This is a genomic window from Amycolatopsis thermoflava N1165 (assembly GCF_000473265.1).
GTDB classification, from domain to species: Bacteria; Actinomycetota; Actinomycetes; order Mycobacteriales; family Pseudonocardiaceae; genus Amycolatopsis_E; species Amycolatopsis_E thermoflava.
Genome location: NZ_KI421511.1, coordinates 3,764,046 through 3,790,246, shown reverse-complemented (window position 1 = coordinate 3,790,246; position 26,201 = coordinate 3,764,046). Strand labels below are relative to the sequence as shown.

At 71.5% G+C, this 26,201-nt stretch carries 22 protein-coding genes, 2 tRNA genes and 1 pseudogene; 9 read left to right on the top strand and 16 right to left on the bottom strand.

The window, feature by feature from the left end; translation table 11 throughout:
- The first annotated feature begins 286 nt into the window (after window positions 1-286).
- The 5 genes from AMYTH_RS0118660 to AMYTH_RS0118640 all read left to right on the top strand — a co-directional run bounded on the left by AMYTH_RS0118660 (window position 287) and on the right by AMYTH_RS0118640 (window position 4,337).
- The gene (locus AMYTH_RS0118660) at window positions 287-1,351 is read left to right on the top strand and encodes a vWA domain-containing protein (protein WP_027931602.1); all 1,065 of its coding nucleotides are present in this window, start codon (window positions 287-289) and stop codon (window positions 1,349-1,351) included.
- A 43-nt stretch (window positions 1,352-1,394) separates the two neighbouring features.
- Complete coding sequence (locus AMYTH_RS0118655; RefSeq protein WP_027931601.1) at window positions 1,395-2,210, top strand: siderophore-interacting protein; 816 nt, start codon at window positions 1,395-1,397, stop codon at window positions 2,208-2,210.
- Between the two features lie 484 nt (window positions 2,211-2,694).
- Window positions 2,695-2,770, top strand: a tRNA-Gly gene (locus AMYTH_RS0118650).
- A 1-nt stretch (window position 2,771) separates the two neighbouring features.
- Window positions 2,772-2,846: transfer RNA gene (locus AMYTH_RS0118645), tRNA-Val, on the top strand.
- Between the two features lie 300 nt (window positions 2,847-3,146).
- Window positions 3,147-4,337, top strand: coding sequence for a cytochrome P450 (locus AMYTH_RS0118640; RefSeq protein ID WP_027931600.1), 1,191 nt, complete (start codon window positions 3,147-3,149; stop codon window positions 4,335-4,337).
- A 60-nt stretch (window positions 4,338-4,397) separates the two neighbouring features.
- Here AMYTH_RS0118640 and AMYTH_RS0118635 read toward each other — a convergent pair.
- From AMYTH_RS0118635 to AMYTH_RS0118625, 3 genes and pseudogenes are all read right to left on the bottom strand, one after another.
- A pseudogene (locus AMYTH_RS0118635) lies at window positions 4,398-4,646 on the bottom strand (GMC oxidoreductase); the annotation flags it as partial.
- 64 nt (window positions 4,647-4,710) lie between these two features.
- The gene (locus AMYTH_RS0118630) at window positions 4,711-5,034 is read right to left on the bottom strand and encodes a GMC oxidoreductase (protein ID WP_084022628.1); all 324 of its coding nucleotides are present in this window, start codon (window positions 5,032-5,034) and stop codon (window positions 4,711-4,713) included.
- Window positions 5,024-6,592 carry a GMC oxidoreductase gene (locus tag AMYTH_RS0118625; protein WP_027931598.1) on the bottom strand — a complete coding sequence of 523 codons (1,569 nt, stop codon included), beginning with the start codon at window positions 6,590-6,592 and terminating at the stop codon, window positions 5,024-5,026. The genes AMYTH_RS0118630 and AMYTH_RS0118625 overlap by 11 nt, the downstream gene beginning before the upstream one ends.
- A 128-nt stretch (window positions 6,593-6,720) precedes the next feature.
- Between AMYTH_RS0118625 and AMYTH_RS0118620 the strand changes: the two genes are divergently transcribed.
- Window positions 6,721-7,281 carry a TetR/AcrR family transcriptional regulator gene (locus tag AMYTH_RS0118620; RefSeq protein WP_027931597.1) on the top strand — a complete coding sequence of 187 codons (561 nt, stop codon included), beginning with the start codon at window positions 6,721-6,723 and terminating at the stop codon, window positions 7,279-7,281.
- Between the two features lie 168 nt (window positions 7,282-7,449).
- Here AMYTH_RS0118620 and AMYTH_RS0118615 read toward each other — a convergent pair whose 3' ends face one another.
- Genes AMYTH_RS0118615 through AMYTH_RS45260 form a run of 5 tightly spaced genes read right to left on the bottom strand, consistent with a single transcriptional unit; the run spans window position 7,450 to window position 13,017 of the window.
- Window positions 7,450-8,991 carry an FAD-dependent oxidoreductase gene (locus AMYTH_RS0118615; protein WP_037322599.1) on the bottom strand — a complete coding sequence of 514 codons (1,542 nt, stop codon included), beginning with the start codon at window positions 8,989-8,991 and terminating at the stop codon, window positions 7,450-7,452.
- 11 nt (window positions 8,992-9,002) lie between these two features.
- Window positions 9,003-9,824, bottom strand: coding sequence for a carbohydrate ABC transporter permease (locus tag AMYTH_RS0118610; RefSeq protein WP_027931595.1), 822 nt, complete (start codon window positions 9,822-9,824; stop codon window positions 9,003-9,005).
- Window positions 9,817-10,704 (bottom strand): carbohydrate ABC transporter permease, encoded by an 888-nt coding sequence (locus AMYTH_RS0118605; RefSeq protein WP_020416590.1) that lies wholly within the window; start codon window positions 10,702-10,704, stop codon window positions 9,817-9,819. Before AMYTH_RS0118605 ends, AMYTH_RS0118610 begins: the two co-directional genes overlap by 8 nt.
- A 9-nt stretch (window positions 10,705-10,713) precedes the next feature.
- Window positions 10,714-11,997, bottom strand: coding sequence for an ABC transporter substrate-binding protein (locus AMYTH_RS0118600; protein WP_063630398.1), 1,284 nt, complete (start codon window positions 11,995-11,997; stop codon window positions 10,714-10,716).
- Window positions 11,998-12,024: 27 nt separating this feature from the next.
- The gene (locus AMYTH_RS45260; protein WP_037322598.1) at window positions 12,025-13,017 is read right to left on the bottom strand and encodes a LacI family DNA-binding transcriptional regulator; all 993 of its coding nucleotides are present in this window, start codon (window positions 13,015-13,017) and stop codon (window positions 12,025-12,027) included.
- 60 nt (window positions 13,018-13,077) lie between these two features.
- On the opposite strand from AMYTH_RS45260, the gene AMYTH_RS0118590 reads away from it, so the two are divergent.
- Entirely contained in the window at window positions 13,078-14,310 is a 1,233-nt protein-coding gene (locus AMYTH_RS0118590) for a serine hydrolase domain-containing protein (protein ID WP_027931593.1), read from the top strand.
- On the opposite strand, the gene AMYTH_RS0118585 is transcribed toward AMYTH_RS0118590, so the two are convergent.
- From AMYTH_RS0118585 to AMYTH_RS0118550, 8 genes are all read right to left on the bottom strand, one after another.
- Complete coding sequence (locus AMYTH_RS0118585) at window positions 14,292-15,227, bottom strand: helix-turn-helix domain-containing protein (RefSeq protein WP_027931592.1); 936 nt, start codon at window positions 15,225-15,227, stop codon at window positions 14,292-14,294. The two genes, AMYTH_RS0118590 and AMYTH_RS0118585, sit on opposite strands and share 19 nt — an antisense overlap.
- 12 nt (window positions 15,228-15,239) lie before the next feature.
- Window positions 15,240-16,208: an alpha/beta hydrolase gene (locus AMYTH_RS0118580; RefSeq protein ID WP_027931591.1), complete on the bottom strand. Its 969-nt coding sequence runs from the start codon at window positions 16,206-16,208 to the stop codon at window positions 15,240-15,242.
- A 90-nt stretch (window positions 16,209-16,298) separates the two neighbouring features.
- Entirely contained in the window at window positions 16,299-17,294 is a 996-nt protein-coding gene (locus tag AMYTH_RS0118575; protein WP_027931590.1) for a TIGR03842 family LLM class F420-dependent oxidoreductase, read from the bottom strand.
- Window positions 17,295-17,303: 9 nt separating this feature from the next.
- The gene (gene hydA / locus AMYTH_RS0118570) at window positions 17,304-18,689 is read right to left on the bottom strand and encodes a dihydropyrimidinase (protein WP_027931589.1); all 1,386 of its coding nucleotides are present in this window, start codon (window positions 18,687-18,689) and stop codon (window positions 17,304-17,306) included.
- Between the two features lie 10 nt (window positions 18,690-18,699).
- Entirely contained in the window at window positions 18,700-19,542 is an 843-nt protein-coding gene (locus AMYTH_RS0118565; protein WP_027931588.1) for a nitrilase-related carbon-nitrogen hydrolase, read from the bottom strand.
- The gene (locus tag AMYTH_RS0118560; protein WP_027931587.1) at window positions 19,493-21,058 is read right to left on the bottom strand and encodes an NCS1 family nucleobase:cation symporter-1; all 1,566 of its coding nucleotides are present in this window, start codon (window positions 21,056-21,058) and stop codon (window positions 19,493-19,495) included. Before AMYTH_RS0118560 ends, AMYTH_RS0118565 begins: the two co-directional genes overlap by 50 nt.
- A 162-nt stretch (window positions 21,059-21,220) precedes the next feature.
- The gene (locus tag AMYTH_RS0118555; RefSeq protein ID WP_017981223.1) at window positions 21,221-21,589 is read right to left on the bottom strand and encodes an SSI family serine proteinase inhibitor; all 369 of its coding nucleotides are present in this window, start codon (window positions 21,587-21,589) and stop codon (window positions 21,221-21,223) included.
- Between the two features lie 35 nt (window positions 21,590-21,624).
- Entirely contained in the window at window positions 21,625-23,241 is a 1,617-nt protein-coding gene (locus tag AMYTH_RS0118550; protein ID WP_027931586.1) for a PucR family transcriptional regulator, read from the bottom strand.
- Window positions 23,242-23,342: 101 nt separating this feature from the next.
- Here AMYTH_RS0118550 and AMYTH_RS0118545 point away from each other — a divergent pair, with 101 nt between their 5' ends.
- Both AMYTH_RS0118545 and AMYTH_RS0118540 read left to right on the top strand, forming a co-directional pair.
- Window positions 23,343-24,641: an aspartate aminotransferase family protein gene (locus AMYTH_RS0118545; protein ID WP_027931585.1), complete on the top strand. Its 1,299-nt coding sequence runs from the start codon at window positions 23,343-23,345 to the stop codon at window positions 24,639-24,641.
- Window positions 24,638-26,128 carry a CoA-acylating methylmalonate-semialdehyde dehydrogenase gene (locus AMYTH_RS0118540; protein WP_027931584.1) on the top strand — a complete coding sequence of 497 codons (1,491 nt, stop codon included), beginning with the start codon at window positions 24,638-24,640 and terminating at the stop codon, window positions 26,126-26,128. Before AMYTH_RS0118545 ends, AMYTH_RS0118540 begins: the two co-directional genes overlap by 4 nt.
- Window positions 26,129-26,201: the final 73 nt, after the last annotated feature.

The window sequence follows — 26,201 nt, the reverse complement described above, 5'->3', positions numbered from 1 at the left end:
GACCGGGCGGGCGTTTCTTCTCGGTGCCGGCGGTGGTCGTGTCCGGTGGGCGTGGTGGTGGAGGTGGTTGGTGAGTGAGTCCCGGTCCGGTGGTGCGGATGTTCGGTGTGGTGTTGCCGTGTGGAGAGGATCGGGCGGGCGTTGTCCTCGGTGCCGGCGGCGGCTATGTCCGGCGGGCGCGGTGGCGGTGGAGTGGCTGGCGGAGGTGGTCAGTGAGTAGGCCTGCCCGCCGCGTGCTGGAGCGTGTCGCGGAGGTGGTCGGTGCTGAGGCCGCCGGTGGTGCCGGGTGAGTGACCTGGCGGAGCTGGCGGCGCGGCTGTGCGAGCGGCTGCGGTCCGCCGGCCTGGCGGTCGGCGCGGACCGGGCTGCCCGTTTCGCCCAGGCGGTGATGCTCGTGTCTCCGCAGCGCACGCGCGAGCTCTACCTGTGCGCGCTGGCAACCCTCACCTCGTCCCCGGCCGACGCGCAGGTCCTGGCCAGCGTGTTCGCCACCGTTTTCGACGCGCCCGACGTCGGCGCCGGCGGGGCCTTCAGCGCTGGGGAATCGACCGGTCCGTCCCGGGAGGTGCGGGCGCCCACGGCAGGCAGCGCAGTCGACCGGCTGGCGACCCGCGACTTCGGCACGCTCGAACCCGCGGAGCTGGCGTTGCTGCGCGCCGCGATGAGCGAGTTCCGGCTGGCGACCCCGCTGCGGCGGTCGCGGCGGAAGCGGGTTTCGCCCGGCGGGCGCCGCGCCGACCTGCGGGAGACGTTGCGCGTGGCACGGCGGACCGGGGGCGAGCCGGTCCGGTTGCGGCGCTGGGTGTCGCGCGAGAAGCCGCGGAAGCTCGTCGTGCTGTGCGACATCTCGGGGTCGATGGAGCCCTATGCGCGGGCCCTGCTGCAGCTGCTGGTGTGCGCCGCGGGTGGCGCGCGGGCCGAGGTGTTCACGTTCGCGACGCGTCTCACGCGGCTGACCCGGGTGCTGCAGCGCGCGCCGTCCGAGGCGCTGGCCGACGCGGGGCGGGAGGCGCCGGACTGGTCGGGCGGCACGAAGATCGGTGATTCGCTCGGCGAGTTCCTGGATACCCATGGCGCGCGGGGGATGGCGCGCGGAGCGGTGGTGGTCGTCCTGTCCGACGGGTGGGAGACCGGCAGCCCCGAGCGGCTGGGCCGCGAAATGGCCCGGCTGTCGCGGCTCGCGTACCGGATCGTCTGGGCCAACCCGCGCACGGCCAGCCCGCGGTTCCGGCCGGCGACCGGCGGGATGGCGGCGGCGTGGCCATACTGCGACGCCGTCGTCAGCGCCCACCGGCTGGATGCGATCGAAGACCTGCTGACCGCCATCGCCGGTTGCTCCGGCCGGGATTAGGGTAGCCTAACCGCAGACGCTGAACGCGAGTGAGGAGCGGCGTATGGCAGGCAAGTCCCGGCCGGCGGTCCGGCTGCGGGTGCTGCGCACCCAGCGGCTGACACCGCACATGATCCGCATTGTCGCCGGTGGGCCAGGGCTGGCCGATTTCCAGCCGAACGAGTTCGCCGACGCCTATGTGAAAATGCTGTTCCCGCAGGAGGGCGTGGAGTACCCGGCGCCGTTCGACATGGGCGTCATCCGCGCCGAGATGCCGCGCGAGCAGTGGCCGGTGATGCGGACCTACACCGTGCGCTACTACGACCCGCGCGCCGGCGAGCTGGCGCTGGACTTCGTGCACCACGGCGACCAGGGGCTCGGCGGCCCGTGGGCGGCGTCCGCCCAGCCGGGTGACGAGCTGCTGCTGGCCGGCCCCGGCGGCGCCTACGCCCCCGGCGAGGAGGCCGACTGGCACCTGCTGGTCGGCGACGAGAGCGCACTGCCCGCGATCGCGGTGGCGCTGGAGATGATGCCGGCCGGTGTGCCGGTGCGGGCGTTCATCGAGGTGGCGGACCCCGCGGAGGAGCAGCCGCTCGCCACCAAGGGGGACGCGCAGATCCAGTGGCTGCACCGGTCCGCCGGGGACGACCTGGTGGCCGCCGTGCGCGCGCTGGAGTTCCTGCCGGGCACCGTGCAGGCCTTCGTCCACGGCGAGGCCGGTTTCGTCCGGGAGCTGCGCCGGCACCTGCTGGGCGAGCGCGGGGTGCGCAAGGACCTGCTGTCGATCTCGGGCTACTGGCGCCGGGGCAAGACGGACGAGGAGTGGCGAGCGGAGAAGGCCGCGGAGCGCGCCGCCGAGGAGGCCGCCGGCCGTTCGTGACGGGCTGCGCCGACCGCTTGTGGCGGGCTGCGCCGGCCGCTTGTGGCTGTGCGGGGCGCTTGTGATGGGCTGCGCCGGGCTGCTTGTGGCGGGCTGAGCCCGGGTTGCTTGTGATGGGCTGTGCCGGGCCGCTTGTGGCGGGCTGAGCCCGGGTTGCTTGTGGCGGGCTGCGCGGGCTGCTTGTGGCGGGCTGTGCCGGGTTGCTTGTGACGGGCTGAGCCCGCGTTGCTTGTGGCGGGCTGCGCGGGCCGCTTGTGATGGCTGCGCCGGCCGTTTGTGATGGGCTGCGCCGACCGCTTGCGGCGGGTTTCGTGGACCGCGCGTGATGGGCTGCGCCGGGCCGCTCGTGAGGGTGCGCCTGCCGTTCGTGAGGGCTGCGCCTGCCGTTCGTGACGGGCTGCGCGGGCCGGTTACGCCGGGTGGTTGCGAGGCCGGCAGGCCCGTCGGCTATTCTCTTTCCCGGCGCCGGAACCCGGCGCCACACGCGGACGTAGCGCAGCTGGTAGCGCATCACCTTGCCAAGGTGAGGGTCGCGGGTTCGAATCCCGTCGTCCGCTCCACGCGCGATTAGCTCAGCGGGAGAGCGCTACCTTGACACGGTAGAGGTCACTGGTTCAATCCCAGTATCGCGCACCACCGTCCTCTGTGGACACTGATCTTTCCGGAACGGCTGCCACGCTTGAACGCGGCAGCCGTTTTCCGTTTCAGCCGGTCGCGGGCGTGGCCGTCGTGAAGCCCACGGCAGCCCGCCGGGTCCGCGGCGCGGGCAGGAGCGCGGTTTCTCCGGGCGATCGTCAGGGGCACGTTGTGCAGCCGGCGCAGAGCGGTGTCCACCGTGATGCGCGCGAAAATCCGGCCGGTCCCCTGGGCCGGATCACTTGAGCGCCGAAACCGTGCTGAAGCCGTGGTGAAACCGGTCGCCCGCACGCTGCGGTCATGGAACAAGACGAACTGGCCTCGCTGCCCACCGCCCGTCCCGCCGGCTGCCCCTTCGACCCGCCCGCCGAGCTGGGCGAGATCCGGGCACATCGGCCCCTCGTGCGTATGTCCTACCCGGACGGGCACCGCGGCTGGCTGGTCACCGGTCACGCCCAGGCCCGCGCCGTGCTCGGCGACTCGCGGTTCACCTCGCGGTACGAGCTCATGCACTACCCGCTCCCCGGCCTGGACGGCGACATCCCGCCGGCCCCGGTCGGCGACCTCACCGGCATCGACGCGCCCGAGCACACCCGCTACCGCAAGCTGCTCGCCGGGAAGTTCACCGTCCGCCGGATGCGTCAGCTCACCGAGCGGGTCGAGGAAGTCGCCGCCGAGCACCTGGACGCGATGGCGAAGCACGGCCCCTCGGTGGACCTGGTGCAGGCCTACGCGCGCCCGGTGCCCGCGGTGCTGATCTGCGAGCTGCTCGGCGTGCCGTACTCCGACCGCGAGTTCTTCCACACCCAGGTGACGGCGCTGATGACCCCGCAGAGCACGCCGGACGAGCAGTTCGCCGCGTACGGCGCGCTGCAGGACTACCTGCGCGACCTGGTGCGCGCCAAACGCGCCGAGCCCACCGACGACGTGCTCGGCGACCTCACCACGAGCGACCTGACCGACGAGGAACTGTCCGGCATCGGCACGTTCCTGCTGGGGGCAGGCCTGGACACCACCGCCAACATGATCGCGCTGGGCGCCTTCGCCCTGCTGCGCCACCCGGACCAGCTCGCCGCGCTCCGCGACGACCCGGCCCTCGCGGACAGCGCGGTCGAAGAGCTGCTCCGCTACCTGACCATCGCCCACACCGGTGTCCGGGCCGCGCTGGAGGACGTCGAGCTGGATGGTCAGGTGATCCGGGCCGGCGAGTCGGTCACCATCGCCGCGAACGCCGCGAACCGTGACCCGGAGCGGTTCCCGGACCCGGACACGCTCGACCTGCGCCGGCACGCCGCCGGGCACCTGGCTTTCGGCCACGGCATCCACCAGTGCCTGGGGCAGCAGCTGGCCCGCGTCGAAATGCGCGTCGCCATCCCTGCGCTCTTCGCCCGGTTCCCGACGCTGCGCCTGGCGGTCCCGGCCGACGAGGTGCCGCTGCGACACGACATGAGCATCTACGGCGTCCACCGGCTGCCGGTCACCTGGGACTGATCGGCGGCACCGGACCGGCGGCCGATTCGGTAGGCACCTCCTGACGTTTCATTGGTCTCCTCAGAAGACAGTGCCTGCGTCCTGGGCGACGATTTCGTCCAGGGCTCGTTCGGCGACGGCGGCGATGGTCATGGACGGGTTGCACGCGGCGGTGTTGCCCGGCATGAGGGCGCCGTCGAGCACGTAGAGCCCGCGGTGGCCGAGGACGCGGCCGGCGAGGTCGCAGACCGTGCCCATGGACGCGCCACCGAGCGGGTGCCACGTGCTCGGCACGAGCGTCGTGGTGTTGAGCTTGACGGCGGCGTGTCCATGGGCACGCCGCGGGCGAGCATTGCCGCGGCGGGCAGGGCGGCGGGACGCTTCATTGGTCTCCTCAGAAGACAGTGCCTGCGTCCTGGGCGACGATTTCGTCCAGGGCTCGTTCGGCGACGGCGGCGATGGTCATGGACGGGTTGCACGCGGCGGTGTTGCCCGGCATGAGGGCGCCGTCGAGCACGTAGAGCCCGCGGTGGCCGAGGACGCGGCCGGCGAGGTCGCAGACCGTGCCCATGGACGCGCCACCGAGCGGGTGCCACGTGCTCGGCACGAGCGTCGTGGTGTTGAGCTTGACGGCGGCGTGTCCATGGGCACGCCGCGGGCGAGCATTGCCGCGGCGGGCAGGGCGGCGGGACGCTTCATTGGTCTCCTCAGAAGACAGTGCCTGCGTCCTGGGCGACGATTTCGTCCAGGGCTCGTTCGGCGACGGCGGCGATGGTCATGGACGGGTTGCACGCGGCGGTGTTGCCCGGCATGAGGGCGCCGTCGAGCACGTAGAGCCCGCGGTGGCCGAGGACGCGGCCGGCGAGGTCGCAGACCGTGCCCATGGACGCGCCACCGAGCGGGTGCCACGTGCTCGGCACGAGCGTCGTGGTGTTGAGCTTGACGGCGGCGGCTCCGCCGATGTCGGTGATCCGCTCGTGGATGCGCTGCGCCACCTTGGCGTCCGCGTCACCTGGCCACTGCAACACCGCGTCGTCCTTGGCCGGGTCGTAGACGAAATGGCCGCGCCCCGCGCTCACGCCGTAGCCGACGAGCATCGTGGTGCGCAGGTTCGGCAGCGGCGGGAGGGACGCCTGGATGACCGTGTTGGCCAGCGCCGGGTCGTCCCACTCCTTGCTGCCGTAGATGACCGGGCCGCCCTGTGGGGAGCCGAAGTCGTCGGCGAGGCTGGTCCACGTGTAGATCTGGTCGCCGTTGGAACCCCAGTTCGTGCCGAGGCCGTCCGGCAGGTCGGGGATCCCGCCGGTGGCGCCGGCCCGCATCAGCAGCTTCGTGGTGTTCGCCGTGCCGGCCGCCATCACGAGGGCGCTCGCGGTGAGGACCTTCTTTTCGAGCACGACGCCGCCGGTGTTGATGCGGTCCACGTGGATCAGCCAGCGCCCGTCGGGCGCCATCGCCACATCGGTGACGTTGTGCAGGGGCGCGACGGTGCAGCGGCCGGTGGCTTCGGCGGCCGCGAGGTAGGTGACGTCGACCGAGTGCTTGCCACCGTTGTTGACGCCGAACGCGCAGTCGCCGTTGGTGTAGGACGGTTTCATCTCGCCCCTCAGCTCGCGCAGGGCGTAGCTCCAGTCGATCGGCATCGGGATCTTCTCGACCGAGTGGCCGGCGGCGCGGGCGTTGCGGGCGAAGACGCGCGCCGCCGCGTAGGTCGGGCTGGCGATCAGTTCGTCGGGCGCGGTGGCGATGCGCAGCATGCTCGCCACGCGCCGGTAGTACACCTGGTCCATCCGCGCGTAGTCGAGCTGTTCGGGGAAGTTGGCGTTGAACACCTCCTCGGTCGGCTGGAGCGTCATGCCCTGGTAGATCAGCGATCCGCCACCGACACCGGCCGCGCACATGATGTCCATGCCGTTGCCCGGCACGCGTTCCAGCAGTCCGGTGTAGCGCTCGAAAGGGAACGACACGAGCCCGAACAGGTTGGGCTCGGAGCCGAGCCAGAAGATCCGCTTGTCCGGCGCGGTGGGGTGGGGGAAGGTCTCGGCGTTGGGGCCGGTGGGCCAGCGGATGCCGCGTTCGAGGACGTGCACGGGCACCCCGGCCTGCGCGAGCCGCAGGGCGGTCACGCCCCCGCCGAAGCCGGAGCCGATGACCACGACCCGGTGCTCCTCGCGGGTGACCGGCACCCGGCTCGCGGACGCGGCGCCCGGCAGGAGGGTCAGGCCCGTGGCGGCGGCCGCCCCCTTGAACACGGTGCGGCGGCTCAGAGCGGGCATGGGTCCTCCGTTGCGGTCGGTGCGGGTTTGGTGACGGGCGGGAGTTTAGGGAGGTGAACCGAGACATGGAACGATTTGCGGATCTCACTACTCGCCAGTAGCATCCGGCGGATGCGAGGTCGCCGGAGTTGAGCCCGCACCGCAGCGACGCCCTGCGCAACCGCGAGACGATCCTGCGCGTGGCCGACGAGGCGTTCGCGGAGGGCGTGGACGTCGTCCCGCTCGAGGAGATCGCCCGCCGGGCGCGCCTCGGCCGCGCGACGGTCTACCGGCATTTCCCCGACCGCCGTGCGCTCGGCTTGGCTGTGGCGGCGCAGCAACTGCGGGCGCTGCGGAGGATGGTGAAGCAGCAGGAGGCCGCGCCCCGCCCGTTCCGCGAACTGCTGGCGATGGTGCTGGCCATGCAGGTCTCCCGGCGCCCGCTGGTCCGCCTGTTCCGGGAGCTGCCGGTGCGCTACCAGCAGCAGAAGGCGAACGCGCTGATCACGATCCTTACCCCGGCTTTCCGCCGTGCGCAGACCGATGGGCAGTTGCGCGCGGATGTTCGGCCGACGGATCTGTTGCTGGTGTTCGAAATGGTGGAAGCGGCGGTCACGGCGGGATCGGCCGCGGTGCACCAGGACGACGCCGTGCGGCGGGTGGTGGATGTCGTGCTGGACGGGTTCTTCGCGGTGGCGCCGGCGCGCTGAGCGACGCAGGCCGAGCGCGGTTGCCAAGGTTGCCGGTGCGGCGCGGGCTGATCGTGGACTGCTGCGAGGCCATGGTCTTCCTTCTGTCCTTTGTGGCTTCGGTTCTGCTGATCAGTTTAGGAGGCGCAAAACCACCGCACATCTACCAAAAGACAGATTTTCCGGCTCTCACCGCACCACGCCGCGCACCCCTTCCGGCCACTCCAGCGGCACTCCGAGCTTCGCCAGGCGGGCCTGGAAGTCCGCCAGCAGACCGGGTCGCGCGCGCACCGCCCGCGGGGGCACCCCGTTCTCCAGCGCGAACGCCGCCAGCGCTCCGGCCGCCTCGCCGGTGTTCCACTCCACCGGGTGCAGCCGGTAGCAACCGTTCGTCACGTGCGTCACCCCGAGGCACTTTCCGCCCGCCAGCAGGTTTTCCACCCGCACCGGCAGCAGCGCGCCGAGCGGGATCTGGAACGGGTGGCAGGCGATGTCGAGGTACCCGCGGCCCCCGGTGCTCGGGTGCAGATCGATCCGGTAGCAACCGATCCCCACGCTGTCGGCGAACTGCTCGGCCTGCCCGATCCCGGCGCGCGCCGCCACCCCGACGTGCTGCTCCAGCACGGTGAACTCGGCCCGGATCCGGCGGCTCTCCCGCACATAGGGCGCGAGCGCCAACCCATCCGCGGTCCCCAGCGGCTCCCCGGTGAGACGCAGACCGGGGTACCCCGCCTCGGTCTGCAGCCAGTGCACGAAAGACAAGGTCAGCGACCGCGCCTGCGCCAGCCGCGCCGCCCGCTCCTCCGGCGCCACTCCGGTCACCGGCGCCAGCCAGTAGTCGATCTGCGGCCAGTTCACCAGCGTCACGTCCGGCCGCGGCGGTTCCCACAACCGTCCACTCCGGATCCGCCGGAAGCGCCACAGGTCCTGTCCCTCGCCGAACAACGGACGGCTCAACGGCTCGCCCGTCTCCGGCTCCTGCGTGGTCCACCCCAGCTGGGGGCCCGGCCAGAACGGCGCCCGGTAACCACGCCAGAAGTCGTAGTCATCGGGGCGCGGCACGACGTGCGAACCGTCCGGGTCCCACTCCAGCGCGGCGCACCAGGTGAGCGCCTGCTGGTCGAACGGGTCGGCCGGCCCGTCCAGCGCGTGCGGCTCGCCCGTCTCGTCCGCGCTCTCCGAGCCGAGCACGTGCTCACACCCCGCCAGCGGCAGGACGTCGCCCTCTTCGGTCGCGTCGATCACGTACGACGCGCTCAGCGACACCGCACCCTCCGGTGACGCGAACTCCACCGCGTCCACCCGGTCGCCCATCGTCACGGTGCCGACCGGCGTGTGGTGGTACCGGATCTCCAGGTTCCCCGCCCGCACCAGCGGCGCGAGCAGCTCGTCCAGCACCTCGCCCACGACCACCGGCTCGGCGCACAACGCGCTCACCCAGCCCTCGCCCGGGTTCAGCTCCCGCACCGCGCGTGCCTCGGCGCTGAGCCGGGGGTCCGCCCGGTACCGGTCACGCACCCGGGACCGCATCAGCCGGTACGACTGGGTGGCCCCGAACGTTTCCACCCACGCGTTCTCGTCGGGCGGCACCGCCTGTGTGGTCAACTGGCCGCCGAGCCGCCCGGTCGTCTCGGTCAGCACCACCCGCCTGCCGAGCATCGCCGCCGAGAGGGCCGCGGCCACCCCGCCGCAACCGCCGCCGACGACCAGCACCTCGCAGTCGGAACGCATTGCCCTCTCCCTCACTTCACGCCCGTCTGGGCGAGGCTTTCGGTGATCTGCCGCCGGGCCACCAGGTAGGCGATCACCAGTGGCACGGTCGAGATCGCCGTCGCCGCCATCTGCGGTCCCCACAACGGGTTTCCGCTGGTGTCGGTGAGCGCGGTCAGCGCGAGCGGCACCGTGTACAGCTCGCTGCGGTTGACGAACACCAGCGGTTCCAGGAACGAGTTCCAGCTGTACAGGAACGCGATGATGCCGATCGTGCCGAGCATCGGGCGGGTCAGCGGCAGGACCAGGTGCCACAGGATCCGGGCGCGGCCCATCCCGTCGATCATCGCCGCCTCCTCCAGCTCGACCGGGATCGACTGGATGAACTGGCGCATCAGGAAGATCCCGGTCACCCCGGTCGCGCCGAACACCGGCAGCGCCAGCAGTGGCACGTGCGTGTCGGCCAGCCCGAGGTCCTTCATCAGCGTGAAGTTCGGGATCAGCGTGACCTCGACCGGCAGCATCAGCGCGCTCAGGAACAGGAAGAAGATCACGTTGCGCCCGGGGAAGCGCAGCCGCGCGAAGGCGTAGCCGGACAGCAGCGACAGCGCGCAGGTGAACAATGCGACCAGCACGGCGATGTACAGGCTGTTGTAGATCTGCCGGGCGAACGGCTGGAACGCGAAGACGTCCCGGATGTTGTCCAGCGTGATGTCGCGGGGGATGAGCTGCGGCGGCGACGCGAGCACGTCCCCGGGCAGCTTCAGCGCGCTGGCGATCATCCACAGGAACGGGAACACCAGCGGCACGCACAGCACCACGAGGAAGGCGTACCGCAGTACCCGGCTACTCACTGTGCACCCACTTCCTGCGCGCCCACCACTGCGCCGCCACCAGGAGCAGCGTCAGTCCGAAGAGGACGACGGCGATCGCGCTCGCGTAACCGGTCCGGAACAGCTGGAACGCCTGCTCGTAGAGGTAGTAGGCGAGCACGGACGTCGCGTGCGCCGGCCCGCCGTGCGTCATCAGCTGAATGTAGTCGAACACCTGGAACGACCCGATGAACGTGATCAGCACGACCACCAGCGTGGTGGGCGCGATCAGCGGCAGCACGATGTGCCTGGTCACGCGCCACTCGCTCGCGCCGTCCAGCCGCGCCGCTTCCAGGGTCTCCGACGGCATGTTGCGCAGCGCGGCGAGGAAGATCACGGCCTTCAGCCCGACCGTCTTCAGCGCCGCCACCACGGTCACCGCCACCAGCGACGGCTGGGCCTCGAACAGCCAGTTCGGGCCGGTGATGCCGAAGACCGAGAGGAACTCGTTGACCCCGCCGCCCTTGCCCTGCAACAGGAACCGCCACACCAGCGCCCACGCCGCCTGCGAGGTGATGACGGACAGGAAGGCGAGCGTGAGGAACACCTCGGCTCCCGGCGGTCGGCGGTGGAGCACGAGCGCGAGCCCGAGCGACAACCCGACGTTGATCACCACGAGCCCGAGCGCGAACACCCCGGTGACCGCCAGCGAGTGCCAGAAGGTGGCGTCCCCGGTGAGCAGTTCCCGGTAGTTCTCCCACCCCGCCGGTTTCGACACGCCCGAGCGCAGGTCCGTGTGGGTGAACGACAGGACCACGACGGACACCAGCGGGACCAGCACGAACAGCGTGAACCCGATCATCTGCGGGGTGATGAGCAGGTAACCGGTCAGCGTCTCGCGGACGCGGCGCCGTGCGACCACGACCTCCCCCTAACTCTTCTCGCGCAGCAGCGGGCCGACCTCGCTGCACAGCTCGGACAGCGCTCCGGCCACGTTCGCGCCGGGTGACCACAGCTCGTCGAACACCGGCTGCGCCGCGGTCTTGATCTCCGGCCACGTCCGCGGGTACTGGAACGCCTGCCCCTCGGTGATGCCCGGCACGAGGATGTTCCTGATCGCGTCCGGCGGCAGCGCGTTGCCGTCGTACACCTGTGTGGCATCGGCGAGCACGGACTGGCGCGGCGGCGGGAAGAACCGGGCGAGCTCACGCATCGAGCGTTCGCCGGTGAGGAACTTGAGGAAGTCGATCGCCAGGTCCCGATGCGGCGCCTGCTGGAACACGACCAGCCCGGCCTGCCCGGTCACCTGCGGCTGACCTCCGGGGCCGGCGGGGAGCGGGGCGAAGCCGTACTGGAACTTCGCGCCCTTCAGCTGGGACAACCGGGAGAGCTGGGTGATCGTCAGTGCCGCGTTGCCGGCGTAGAAGTCCGCCTGCGCGCCGGGCGGCACCGCGGTGCCGTCGGTGAACGCCATGCGGTGCAGGGTCTCGATGGCCCGTACGGCTTGCGGCGAGTCCATTGTGCACTGGTCGCCGGATGCGAAGCGCGCGCCGTGAGCCCGCAGCAGCGGGTCCAGCGTCGGCCACGACACCGGCAGCGGTCCGTACAAGCTGCCTTCGTTGCTCTGGAACACGTAGCTGCCACCCGGCAACGTCGGTTGCAGGTCCCGCGCGAGGGCGGCCAGCCGGTCCCACGTCCACTCGCCACGCGCGGCCAGCTCGGCGGGCTCGGGCAGACCGGCGCGGGAGAAGAAGTCCCGGTTGTAGACGACGAAGAACGGACTGGTGGAGAACGGCACTCCGTACACCGCGTCGCCGTTCTGCCAGTTGGTGAACGCGCTCGGCACGAAGTCGCCCAGCCGGTACGCGGGGTCGGCTCGCAGGGCGGGCCCGACGTCGGCGAGCACCTCGGTGGCGGCCATGCCGACCGCGTCCGGCGCGCCGAGCCAGCCGAGGTCCGGCGGGTCGCCGCCGGCCAACCGGACGGACACCTTCGTCGTGTAGTCGGCCTGCGGCACGGTCTGGATCCGCACCGGCGTGCCGCCGTGCTGCGCCGAGAACTCCCCGGCGAGCCGGTTGAGCAGGCCGAGCTGTTCCTGGTTTGACGTCCAGACCGTCATGGTGACGGTGTCTGCGCCGGCGCGGTCGCCGATCCCGCAGGCCGCGGTCAGCGCGACCGCGGACACGGCGAACAGGCGCCCCCATCGCTTTCTCATGCAACCTCTCCGTTGGGGTCGGCAGTGTCAGGCGCGGGTGAGCGTGGTCCCCTCGCGCTGCGGGCAGTCGACGGTGCTGATCGCAGCGCCGCCGCCGTCCAGCGCGGCCAGCAGTTGTTCGAGCGCGCGGCGGCCGACCAGGCGGCCGGGAATGCCGTAGCCGGACCAGAAGTCGTCTTCGCTCTCCTCGGAGATCCCGGCGACGGCGACCGGCAGGTCCGCGGCCACCGCGCGCACCGCCTCGGCGTAGTCGACGTTCTCCGCGACCACCGCGGTGGCCCCGCTTTCGCGCAGTTCTCGAACGAAGGCGGGGGAGATCTCGTCGAGCTTCGGGAAGGACTCCGACACCGTGAGATCGCCGTCGCGCAGCCCGGCGAGCCGGTCCGCGGTGGCCGGCAGCCCGGAATTCGCGCCCACATAGCGGATTTCGCGGTGCCCGAGCGCGGCGATCCGGCCGGCCAGCGCCCGCCCCGCCCCCCGGTAGTCCGGCGACACGTTGGGCACCTCGCGCCCGTCGTCCAGGAACCGCCGCCCGATGAACACGAACGGGTACTCCTCGGCGACCAGTTGCTCCAGGTCGGCGGGGATCTCGTCCCGCCCGAGCAGCACGGCGCCGTCCACCAGGCGGAGCTTGTTCTCGCCGCCGGCGTAGATGCTGCGCACCGGCCCGGACATCGCGGCGCTGGTGAACAGCAGCAGGTCGTTCCCGGACTCCTCGGCGGCTTCCTCAATGCCCAGCAGGAACGGGTGGTAGAGGCTGCGCTGTGCGGTGCCGAAGACGCGCTCGTAGGTGAAGATCCCGAGCAGCTGGCTGCGCCCCTTGGCGAGGCGGCGAGCGAGCGGGTCGGCGCGGTAGCCCATCTCCCGTGCGATGGCGAGCACCCGCTGCCGGGTCTCCTCCGGGATCGTCGTCGCCTTGTCGCGCAGGATCAGCGACACCGCCGCCTGGGTCACCCCGGCGCGGCGCGCGATGTCGGCCTGCGACACCCGGCGTGGCCTGCCCCGGCCAGTTATGCGCATAACTAAACGATGTCAGCCGCGGATCTGGTCTGTCAAGGCCGGCTGGAGTAGAACGGGATCATGGCGACGGAGCTGAAGGTGGACACCGACCCCGCCGAGGTGGGGTTCGACGCGCGGCGGCTGGACCGGATCGACGGGCACTTCGGCCGGTACGTGGACGACGGCCTGCTTCCCGGGTACCTGGCCGTGGTCGCGCGGCGCGGCAAGATCGCCTACGTCGCGCGACAGGGCCACCGGGACGTCGAAGCGGGCCTTCCGGTCGAAGTGGACACCCGCTGGCGCATCTTCTCGATGACCAAGCCGATCACGTCGGTCGCCGCGATGGTGCTCTACGAGGAGGGCGCCTTCGAGCTCACCGACCCGATCGCCCGCTGGCTGCCGGAGTTCGCCGAGCCGCGCGTGTTCGTCAAGGGCTCCGCGCTCAAACCGGTCACCGAACCGGCCACCGAGCCGATCCGCGTGTGGCACCTGCTCACCCACACCGCCGGGCTCACCTACGGCTTCCACCACGCCCACCCGGTCGACGCGATCTACCGCGCCAACGGCTTCGAGTGGGGGACCCCGCCGGGCGCCGACCTCGCCGAGTGCACGCGGCGGTGGGCGGAGCTGCCGCTGGTCTTCCAGCCCGGCGCGGAGTGGAACTACTCGGTCGCCACGGACGTCCTCGGCCGGCTCGTCGAAGTGGTGTCCGGGCAGCCTCTGGACGAGTTCTTCGCACAGCGCGTCTTCGAACCGCTCGGCATGGGCAACACGGGTTTCGCCACCGACTCCACGGACAAGTTCGCCGCGCTGTACGTGCCCGATCCCAGTACCGGCAAGGCCGTCCGCAACGACGCGTTCGGGCGGTCCGGGCTGGAGAAGGCCGCGTGTCTATCGGGCGGTGGCGGGCTCGTGTCCACGGCCGCGGACTACCACCGGTTCACCCAGTTCCTGCTGAACCGCGGCGAACTCGACGGGGTCCGGCTGCTCGGCCCGCGCACCGTCGACCTGATGACGAGCAACCACCTGCCGGGCGGTGTGGACCTGGAGGCCTATGGCAGGCCGCTGTTCGCCGAAATGCCCTTCCACGGTTTCGGGTTCGGGCTCGGCTTCTCCGTCCTGACCGACCCGGTGAAGGCGAAAACCCTGTCCGGCGAGGGCGAGTTCGCCTGGGGCGGTGCGGCGAGCACCGCGTTCTGGGTCGATCCCGCCGCGGAGATCACCGCGTTGTTCTTCACGCAGCTGCTGCCGTCCAGCACTCACCCGATCCGGCAGTACCTGCGGCAGCTGGTGTATCAGGCGCTCGTCGACTGACGGTGCAGCCGCCGCAGCGCCAGTGCGAGCTGCAGGCGCAGGCGCCCGGACGGGTCGTGCACCGACCAGCCCAGCAGGGTTTCCGCGTGGGCCAGCCGGTCCTGCAGCGTCGAGTGGTGCACGGTGAGCGCGGCGGCCGCCGCGCGCAGGCTCGCACTGGTGGCCACGGCGTCGAGCGTCGCGAGCATCCACGGCGCCGACGCGGCCGCGCGCTCCAGGGCACGCACGTCCGGGACCGGTTCGCTACCCGGCCCGACGGCTTGCGCGAGCACCGCCAGCCCGCCCAGCTCGTCCGCGCGGACCACCCGCGGACCCGGGTCGTCCGGGGTGCCTTCGGCGGTGAACCGCAGCGCCGTCCGGGCCGCGGCCAGGGACGACGGCAGGTCCAGCACGGGCACCGCGGGGCCGATTCCCGCGCGTGCCCCGGCCGGCGGGGTGATCATCACCCCGGCCGTGCCGTCGGCGTAGGCGATGGCACGCGCGGTCGCCCCCAGGCCCAGCCGCCGCGCCGCCTTCTCCCTGGCCTGCGGGGCCGCGGTGCCGTCCAGCACGACCTCGACGGGCTCCGGCACCCGGTCCCGCTCCAGCACGAGCCGGATCGCGGCGGCGGCGCGTTCGAGGACCATCGCATCCACCGCGGAAGGCGGGCCCGGCCGCTCCAGCCACAACCCGTCCACACCGGGCCAAGCCGGATCGACCGGGGTGTCCAGGTCCGACCGGCGGCCGTCGGCCGAAACCCGGATCCGCCTGCCGGGCGCCTCCAGCCGCGCGGCGCAGCCGGCGAGGGTGGCCGCGCCGCGGACCAGCGCCTCCAGCCCGGCGTGCCCGTCGACGAGGCGGTCGAAGTAGGCGATCACCTTGACCGCGGCGCCCGCCTCCGGGTCGAGCGCGGCCAGCCGCCCTGCCAGCTCTCTCACCGGTCCATGGTGTCACTCGGCGAGGATCCGCCGCAGCCACCGCAACCGCGCGGCCTTCGCGGCCCGGGAGATCTCCGCCTGCGGCGCGAACGAGTCGAACCCGTGGTAGCCGCCCGGCCACACGTGCAGCTCGGCGGACCCGCCCGCCAGCCAGATCCGCCGCGCGTAGTCGACGTCCTCGTCGCGGAAGGACTCCGCCGAGCCGACGTCGATGAACGCAGGCGGCAGCCCGGACAGGTCGGTGGCCCGCGCCGGGGCGGCGTAGGGCGAGACGTCCGGGCCGCCGCGCGCCGAGCCCAGCAGCGCCGTCCAGCCGGTGTCGTTCGACGTGCGGTCCCACACGCCGAGCCCCTTCATCTGGTGCGTCGACGGGGTCTCGTTGCGGTCGTCCAGCATGGGCGCGACCAGCAACTGCCCCGTCAGCCGCGGTCCGCCGCGGTCCCGGGCCATCAGTGCGACGGCCGCGCTCAGCCCACCACCCGCGCTGCCCCCGGCCACGACCAGCCGGGACGGGTCGATGCCCAGCTCGGCGGCGTGCTCGCGGGTCCACCGCAGCCCGGCGTAGCAGTCCTCGACCGGCACCGGGTGCGGGTGCTCGGGCGCCAGCCGGTACTCCACCGACACCACGACCAGCCCCAGCTCGAGCGCCCAGGCCAGCGGCTCGTCGAGCCCGACGCGGTTGGTGCCCACGACCATGCCGCCGCCGTGGATCCAGTAGATCCCGGGCGCGGGTGTGCGCAGCCCGGTGGGGCGGCCGACGACCACGGACACCTCGTCCGACACCCGCCGGTCCACCAGTTCGATGCGCCCGTCCTGGCTCAGCTCGTCGTCGGAGAGCAGGCGTGCGCCCATGCCCTCGCGCATCGCGGGGATCATGTCCGGCAGGATCGCGGGCGGGACCTGCTCGGCGATGACGTCGAGCATGGCCGCGGCTTCGGGGTCGAACGCCGGTGGCGGGCCGTACGGGGTGCTGGTGGTCATCGGGCCTCCTGGTCACGACGGTGTGGAACACCATCCTGACCCCGCCGGGAGGCGCCGGGTGGCGGATGTTGCCCGCCACCCGGCGGGTGCTCATCCCAGCTTGCCGATGATCTGCTCGCCGTAGGCGTGCAGCGTCTGTTCGCGCTGGTCGTGCATCAGGTACACGGCGAACTGGTCGACCCCCAGGGCGGCCAGTTCCTGCAGCCGCGCGACGTGCGCCCCCGCGGGGCCGGTCAGGCAGAACCGGTCGACGATCTCGTCCGGGACGAAGTCGGTCGACGGGTTGCCCGCCTTGCCGTGGTGGGCGTAGTCGTAGCCCTGCCGCTCGCGGATGTAGTCGGTCAGCTCGTGCGGCACCAGGCCGGACTCGCCGTAGCGGGCCACCAGGTCGGCGACGTGGTTGCCGACCATCCCGCCGAACCACCGCAGCTGGTCGCGCTGGTGCGGCAGGTCGTCCCCGACGTACGCGGGCGCCGCGACGCAGATCGTGATGCCGGCCGGGTCCCGTCCCGCCGCCCTGGCCGCCTCGCGGACCGAGCCGATGGTCCACTCCGCGATCGCCGGGTCCGCGCACTGCAGGATGAACCCGTCCGCGTGCTCACCCGCCAATTGCAGCGCCTTCGGCCCGTACCCGGCCATCCACATCTCCAGCCGCCCGCCGCGCACCCACGGGATCCGCACCGGGGTGTCGCCGAGCACCACCTCCCTGCCCTCGGCCAGCTCCTTGATCGCGTGCATCGCGTCCCGGACCGTGGCCAATGTGGACGGTCGCTTGCCGATCACCCGGTGCGCCGAGTCGCCGCGCCCGATCCCGCACACAGTGCGGTTGCCGAACATGTCGTTGAGCGTGGCGAACAACGACGCGAGCACCGACCAGTCCCGGGTGCCCGGGCTGGTGACCATCGGCCCGACCGTCATCGCCGAGGTGGCGGCCAGGATCTGCGAGTAGATGACGAACGGCTCCTGCCACAGCACCACGGAGTCGAACGTCCAGCCGTAGCCGAACCCGCAGTCCTCTGCCGCCTTCATCAGCCGGACCACCTCACGCGCGGGCGGATCCGTCTGCAGCACCACACCGAAGTCCATGACGGCTCCCTAGTTCAGGTACTGGCACAGGTCCCGGGACAGGAACTTCCCGTGCCCGGCGCTGCCGGTGAACCCGGACGGCGACACGATCACGCGGCCACGCGAGAGCACGGTCTCGACCTTCCCGGTGATCTCGAAGCCCTCGTACGCCGAGTAATCCACGTTCATGTGGTGCGTCTCGGCCGAGAGGGTCTGCTTCGCCGCCGGGTCGTAGACCACGATGTCGGCGTCCGAGCCGGGCGCGATCACGCCCTTGCGCGGGTACAGGCCGAACATGCGCGCCGGGGTGGTCGAGCACGCCTCCACCCAGCGGCCCAGCGAGATCTCGCCGGCCACCACACCCTGGTGCAGCAGGTCCATCCGGTGCTCGACACCCGGCATGCCGTTGGGGATCTTCGAGAAGTCCCCGCGGCCGAGCTCCTTCTGGTCCTTGAAGCAGAACGGGCAATGGTCGGTCGACACCACGCTCAGGTCGTTCGTGCGCAGCCCGCGCCACAGGTCGCCCTGGTGCCACTTCTCCCGCAGCGGCGGGGAAGCGACGTACTTCGCGCCCTCGAAGTCCGGCTTGGCCAGGTCCTCGATGGACAGGTAGAGGTACTGCGGGCAGGTCTCGGCGAACACGTTCTGCCCCGTGTTCCGCGCTTCCGCGACGGCCGCAAGCGCTTGCGACGCCGACAGGTGCACGATGTAGAGCGGCGCGCCGGTCACCTGCGCGAGCCGGATCGCCCGCGACGTCGCCTCGCCCTCCAGCTCCGGCGGCCGGGTCAGCCCGTGCTGCACCGGATCGCCCTTGCCTTCGGCGAGCGCTTGCGCGACCAGCTGGTCGATCGCGATGCCGTTCTCCGCGTGCATCATGATCGTGGCGCCGGTCTGCCTCGCCTGCTGCATCGCGCGCAGGATCTCGCCGTCGGTGGAGTAGAACACGCCCGGGTAGGCCATGAACATCTTGAAGCTGGACACCCCGGCGTCGATGCAGGCCTCCATCTCCTTCAGCGTGGTGTCGTTGACGTCGGACAGGATCATGTGGAACCCGTAGTCCACGGCGCAGTTGCCGTCGGCCTTCTCGTGCCACTTGTCCAGCGTCGGCTGCAGCGTGGAACCCTTGGGCTGCACCGCGAAATCGATGATCGTGGTGGTGCCGCCCCACGCGGCCGCGGTGGTGCCGGTTTCGAAGGTGTCGTGCGAGAACGTGCCGCCGAACGGCATCTCCATGTGGGTGTGGGCGTCGATCCCGCCGGGCAGCACGTACTTCCCGGTCGCGTCGATCACCTCGTCGGCGGTGTCGAACAGCCCCGGCGCGGCGACCGCGGCGATCGTCTCGCCCTCGACAAGCACGTCCGCGCGGCTCGCCCCGGTGGTGGACAGCACGGTGCCGCCCTTGATCAGCGTGCGCATGCGTTCTCCCTCAGGGCGCCACGATCGAGTCGTAGGAGTCCGGGCGGCGGTCGCGGTAGAACTGCCACAGGTCCCGGACCTCACCCAGCTTGTCCATGTCCAGGTCCCGCACCACGACCTCGTCCTCGGTGTCGGATGCGGCGTCGCCGACCAGTTCGCCGCGCGGGTCGACGAAGTAGGTCTGGCCGTAGAAGTCGTTGTCGCCCAGCGGTTCCACGCCGACCCGGTTGATCGCGCCGACGTAGTACTCGTTCGCCACGGCCGCGGCGGGCTGCTCCAGCCGCCACAGGTACTGCGACAGGCCGCGGCTGGTCGCCGACGGGTTGAACACGATCTTCGCCCCGGCCAGGCCCAGCGCGCGCCAGCCCTCCGGGAAGTGCCGGTCGTAGCAGATGTAGACGCCGATGCGGCCGACCGCGGTGTCGAACACCGGGTAGCCGGTGTTGCCGGGCCGGAAGTAGAACTTCTCCCAGAAGCCCTTGACCTGCGGGATGTGGTTCTTGCGGTACTTGCCCAGGTACTTGCCGTCGGCGTCGATCACGGCGGCGGTGTTGTAGTAGACGCCGGCCTGCTCCTCCTCGTACATCGGCGCCACGATCACGATGCCGTGCCGCTCGGCGACCTCCTGCAGCAGCTTGGTCGTCGGGCCGTCCGGGATGCCCTCGGTGTAGGAGTAGTAGTCGGCGTCCTGCACCTGGCAGAAGTACGGCCCGTAGAACAGCTCCTGCAGGCACACGACCTGCGCGCCCTGGGAGGCGGCGGTGCCGATCGCGTCGACCGCGCCGGCGATCATCGAGTCCTTGTCACCCGTCCACCGCTGCTGTACCAACGCGGCTCGGACCAGATTGCTCACGGGTTTCCTCCTTCGGTTGACGGTGCGCCCAGGACAGCGCGAGGTAGACGACGAAGGCGCCGGCCAGACCGGCCACCCAGCTGTAGTCGTAGACGGGCTTGAGGAACGGGATCAGCCCGTCGGCGGGGAATGGACCCTGCGAACCCGGCGCGGTGTAGGCGCCGCCGACCGCGAGCACCCCGCCCACGGCCGTCGCCACCAGCGCGCGCCAGTTCCACCCGGCGCGGAACCAGTACCGCCCGCCCTCGGCGTAGAGCCCGGCCAGGTCCAGGTTGGTGCGCTTGACGACCCAGTACCCGGCCACCAGCACCCCGGCGACCGCGCCGAGCACGCCGCCGTAGAAGCCAAGCCAGGCGAAGATGTAGATGTCGGGGTCGGAGTAGAGCTTCCACGGCATGATCACCACGCCGATCACGCCGGTGATCAGGCCGCCGACGGCGAAGGTGATGCGCTTGGGGAAGGCGTTGGAGAAGTCGTAGGACGGGCTGACCACGTTCGCCGCGAGGTTCGCCGAGATCGTGGCGAGCACCAGCGCGATCAGCGCGACCACCACCAGCGCCGGGCTGGAGAACCGGTCGGCCAGCTGCGCCGGGTCCCAGATCGCCTCGCCGTAGAGCACCTGGCCGCCGGAGGTGGTCAGGATCGCCACGATCGCGATGAACGTCATCGTGGTCGGCAGGCCGAGCACCTGGCCGCGGGCCTGTTTGCGCTGGCTGCCGCCGAAGCGGGTGAAGTCCGGCATGTTCAGCGACAGCGTCGACCAGAACGCGATCATCGCCATCAGCGACGGCGCGAAGATCTTCCAGAAGCCGGTGCCCCAGCCGAGCTTCGCCGGTTCGGACAGGATCGGGCCGAGGCCGCCGGCCTTGATGAGCACGTAGGCGAGCAGGATCAGGAACCCGACCGACACCAGCGGCGCGGTCCAGTTCTCGAACCGCCGCACCGCCTCCATGCCGCGCCAGATGATCAGCATCTGGACCACCCAGAAGACGCCGAACGACAGCCACAGCGTCCACGGCTGGCCGCCCACCTCGGCCGCGTTGCGCCACCCCGACCCGGTGAGCTTGCCGACCAGGATGTAGATCGCCTCGCCGCCGACCCAGGTCTGGATGCCGAACCAGCCGCACGCGATGAACGCCCGGAGCAGCGCGGCCAGGTTCGCGCCCCGGATTCCGTAGAAGGCACGCGCGAACACCGGGAACGGGATTCCGTACTTGGTGCCGGCGTGGCTGTTGAGCAACATGGGAACGAGCACGATCAGATTGCCCAGGGTGATCGTGATGAGCGCCTGGAGCCAGTTCATCCCCAGCGCGATCAACGACGCGGCGAGCGCGTAGCTGGGAATGTTGTGCGCCATTCCCATCCACAGGGCGAAATAGTTGTAGGTGCTCCAGGTGCGTTTTTCGACGGGCACCGGAGCGAGCTCGTCGTTGAAGAACCGGCTACCCCGGATCGGCGCGGTGTCGCTGAGATCCACCCGGCCGTCCGGTCGCGTGATCTGCGAGGTGGGTTCCATTGCGGAATCCTGCTCGTCCCCGCCGCGGGGGAGGCACTGTCAGAGTGTTCACCGTTGCCCGCGTCGGAACGCATTGTGTCGATTGCGCCCGGCGCGGGCCGGTGCATCACCCGGATGTGAAAGCCGGTTGTGACAGCCGGTCAACCTGGTTGAAACACGGGTTCAGAATTCGAAGACCCCGCCGGACTCGGCGGCCGCGGCGCACTTGTTGCCGAAGGTGTGGGTGTACACCACCGGCTTGCCGCGCCAGTGGCCCTTGGCGGTGGCCGTGGTCGGGCTGTAGATCATCGGGCACACCGTCGCCTCGCCGGGGATGCGCTCGATGTCGCCGTCCACAGTGGTCAGCGTGGCGCAGGCCTTGGTCTTGCCGGGGTGGCTGCCGCCCGCCGGGTGGCAGTCCAGGCTCACGGTGACGACCCGGCCCGCGCCGTCCTGCAGGGAGAGCATCAGGCTGGCCGCGGGGGTCTGGGCGGGCGGGGCGGCCAGGGCCAGCACCGACGCCGCGGCGGGGAGTAGGGCGGAAAAAGGCATATCGGGGCTATCGGCCGGTCCAGCCCGGATCTGTGTTACCGGTTCGGGTGATCGTCGAAAAGATCATGGGCCAGCAGCGCGAGGTAGAGCGACAGCATCGATTCAGGGTCCTCCAGCGGCACGCCGAGCACCTGCTCGATGCGGGCGAGCTGCTGGTAGTAGGCGGTGCGGGAGGTGTGCGCGGCCGCGGCCGCGGCGGACTTGTTGCCGCCGTGCTCGCAGTAGTGCCGCAGGGCCTGCACCAGCCGGGTGCCCGATGCCGCGTCCCGCGACAACAGCGGGCCCAGCTCGCGCTCGGCGAAGGCCCGCACGCGCTCGTCGTCGGCGAGCAGGTGCAGCAGCCCGCGCAGGCGGACGTCCTGCAGCCGGTGGACCTCGCGGTCGGTGTCCGAGCGCAGCGCCGCCGCGGCGACGTGGGCGGCCTCGACCAGGCTGCGGCGGGCGTCGGCGGCGCTGTCCACCACCGTGCCGACCGCCAGGACCACGGGCACCGACGTCGGGCGGGCCCGCAGCTCGGCGGACAGCCGCCGCAGCACCGCGTCGACGTTGGCCTGCGGCGACAGCGACAGCAGCGCACGCACGCTGACGTCGTCGACGACCGCCACGAGCGCGGAGACCTTCGCCCGGCGGGTGGCCAGGGAGACGGTCTCGGCGAGGTCCCGCAGCACGGTCGGCGCGGACGCCGCCTGCCGTTGCGACGCGGTCATCCGCGGCCGGACCGCGACGCCCACCAGCCGCCCGGACAACGGCGAGCCCAGCGCGGCCGCGCGGGCCAGCAGTTCGGTGGACGGGGCGGGCGAGGTCATCAGCTCCGCCAGCACCGCGCGGTGCGCCTGCCGCTCCAGGCTGTCCGCCTCGCGCGCGACCAGCCGGTGCACCGCGAGCGCGGACGCCGCCCGCTCGGCGACCACGACGTGCCGGTCCGGCGGCGGCTCGTCGCACACGACCACCAGCCGTCCCCAGTCGTGCCCGCGCGCGCCGACGACGGTGACCAGCCAGCCGGCGTCGGCGTGGTAGCCGGTGCGCTCGCCCAGGTGCACGGTGCGGGAGCGGGACGGCCAGCCGGTCAGCAGCTCGGCCGGATCGGCGCCCGCGGAGTCGTAGGCGAGCACCTCGTGGGCCAGGGTCTCCAGCACCACCGGCGACTCGGTCATGCGCGCGACCTCGCGCAGCACCTCGGCCGGTTCCGCTCCCGCGACGGTGAGCTGCGTGAACACCTGGTGCACGTGTTCGGCGGCGCGCAGCTCGGCGACCTGGGCGTCCACGATCAGCCCGTTCACCGCCTCGGTGACCGCGACGTACCGCGTCTCGCGGGACAGCGTGATCAACGGCAGCTCGTGCCGCGCGGCCGCGTCGACCAGCGCCCGCGGCAGCGCGTCGCTCCAGTGCCGGACCAGCTCGACCACCAGCCCGGCGACCCCGGCCTCGGCGAGCCCGTCCACGTACTTCGCCAGCTGCGCGGCGTCGTCCGGCAGCGCGATCCCGGTGGTGAGGACCAGCTCGCCGCCCTTGAGCAGGTGCCCGATGTCGGCGACCTCGGCGACGTGCACCCAGCGCACGCGGGTGTCCAGCTTCTGCCCGCCTGCCACGACCTTCGGGCGGCCGTGCCGCAGCACCGGCAGGGCCAGCACGTCCGCGACCGTCGGGTACAAGCGCCACCACCTCCGCAGAAAGCAGACTGTACGGCCGATCCGGCCATTGGGTACATGTTGTGTGTGGTGGGCGGGCGCGGCGGCCACCGAGACTGGCGGGCATGAGCGAATCGGAGCTGCTGGCCCGGCACCGGGCGGTCCTGCCGAACTGGCTGGCCCTGTACTACGACGAGCCCCTGGAGATCGTGCGAGCGCAGGGGAGGCGGGTCACCGATTCCTCCGGCACCACCTATCTGGACTTCTTCGCCGGCATCCTCACCAACGCCATCGGCTACGACGTCGCCGAGATCTCCGACGCCATCCGCGCCCAGGTCGACTCCGGGGTCCTGCACACCTCGACGCTGTACCTGATCCGCAAGCAGGTCGAGCTCGCCGAGCAGATCGCCCAGCTGAGCGGCATCCCGGACGCCAAGGTGTTCTTCACCAACTCCGGCACCGAGGCCAACGAGACCGCGCTGATGCTCGCGACGCAGTACCGCCGCTCCAACCAGGTGCTCGCGATGCGCAACAGCTACCACGGCCGGGCGTTCGCCACGATCGGCATCACCGGCAACCGCGGCTGGTCCGCCAGCTCGCTCTCGCCCGTCAAGGTCTCCTACGTCCAGGGCGGCTACCGCTACCGGGACGCGTTCCGGAACCTGTCCGACGCCGACTACGTGCGCGCCTGCACCGACGACCTGCGGGACGTCCTGGAGACCACCACCTCGGGCGACGTGGCCGCGTTGATCGCCGAGCCGATCCAGGGCGTGGGCGGGTTCAACGTGCCGCCGGACGGGCTGTTCGCCGCCTTCAAGGAGGTCCTCGACGAGTACGGCATCCTGCTGATCTCCGACGAGGTCCAGACCGGCTGGGGCCGCACCGGTGAGCACTTCTGGGGCATCCAGGCGCACGGCGTCACGCCGGACGCGATGACGTTCGCCAAGGGCCTCGGCAACGGGCTGGCGATCGGCGGGGTCGTCGCGCGCGGCGAGCTGATGGACTCCATCACCGCGAACTCGATCTCGACCTTCGGCGGCAACCCGGTGTCCACCGCGGGCGCGAAGGCGACGCTGGACTACCTGCTCAGCCACGACCTGCAGGGCAACGCGGCGAAGCAGGGCGCGCGGCTGCTGACCGGGCTGCGCGACATCGCCGAGCGCTACGACGTCGTCGGCGACGTGCGCGGCAAGGGACTGATGATCGGCGTCGAGCTGGTCGAGCCGGACGGGGCGCCGAGCCCGGAGTCCGCGCGGCTGGTGCTGGAGGAGACGCGCGCCCGTGGTCTGCTGGTCGGCAAGGGCGGGCTGCACGGCAACGTGATCCGGCTGGCGCCGCCGATGACCCTGACCGACGACGAGACCGGCGAGGCGCTCGAAATCCTGCGGGAGTCGATCGCCGCCGTGCAGGAGGCGCGGAAGTGACGCCGCGGATCAGCCACTGGATCGACGGCAAGCCGTGGGCTGGGGTTCCGGACCGGACCGGGGAGGTGTTCGACCCCGCCACCGGTGAAGTGCGCGCGCGCGTGGACTTCGCCGGTGGCGGGCAGGTGGACGAGGCCGTGTCGGCGGCCGCGCGCGCCTTCCCCGGCTGGCGGGACACCTCGCTCGCGGCGCGGTCGCGGGTGCTGTTCCGCTTCCGCGAGCTGCTCACCGAGCGCAAGGATGAGCTGGCGGCGATCATCACCGCGGAACACGGCAAGGTCCTCTCCGACGCGGCCGGTGAGATCGCCCGCGCCATCGAGAACGTCGAGTACGCCTGCGGCGCGCCGCAGATGCTCAAGGGCGGGTTCAGCGAGAACGCCTCCACCGGCGTGGACGTGTACTCGATCGCGCAGCCGCTCGGCGTGGTCGGGGTGATCTCGCCGTTCAACTTCCCGGCGATGGTGCCGCTGTGGTTCGTGCCCAACGCGCTGGCCTGCGGCAACACGGTCGTGCTCAAGCCGAGCGAGAAGGACCCGTCGGCGTCGCTGTTCATCGCCGAGCTGTTCGCCGAGGCCGGGTTGCCGGACGGGGCGCTCAACGTGCTGCACGGGGACAAGGTCGCGGTCGACGGGCTGCTGACCCATCCGGTGGTGAAGGCGATCTCGTTCGTCGGATCGACGCCGATCGCGCGGTACGTGTACGAGACGGGCACCGCGCACGGCAAGCGGGTGCAGGCGCTGGGCGGAGCGAAGAACCACATGGTCGTGCTGCCCGACGCCGACCTCGACCTCGCCGCGGACGCCGCCGTGTCGGCCGGGTTCGGATCGGCGGGGGAGCGGTGCATGGCGGTGTCCGTGGTGGTCGCCGTGGATCCGGTCGGCGACGAGCTGGTGTCGAAGATCGCGTCCCGGATGGGCTCGCTGACGGTCGGCGACGGGCGGTCGCCGGACTCGGAGATGGGCCCGCTGGTGACGGCGGCGCACCGCGACCGGGTGCAGTCCTATGTGGAGGCCGGGGTGTCGGCGGGGGCGTCGCTCGTGGTGGACGGCCGGTCGGTTTCGGTGCCCGGCGGCGGGTTCTGGCTCGGGCCGACGCTGTTCGACCAGGTGCGCACCGACATGTCGATCTACACGGACGAGATCTTCGGCCCGGTGCTGTCGGTCGTCCGGGCCGGCAGCTACGACCACGCGCTGGCGCTGGTGAACGCCAACGCCTACGGCAACGGGACGGCGATCTTCACCAACGACGGCCGCGCCGCGCGGCGGTTCCAGAACGAGGTCGAGGTCGGGATGGTCGGGCTCAACGTGCCCATCCCGGTGCCCGTCGGGTACTACTCGTTCGGCGGCTGGAAGGACTCCCTTTTCGGCGACAGCCACGCCTACGGGCCGGAAGGGTTCCACTTCTTCACCCGGACCAAGGTCGTCACGTCGCGCTGGCCGGACCCCTCGCAGGGCGGGGTGAACTTGGGCTTCCCGCGCAACTCCTGAGCGCCCACTCGGTTGGCCAGCAGTTCCCGACGCACGCGCCCCGGCCTGAGGCGAGCAGCCGCTCACCCTGTCC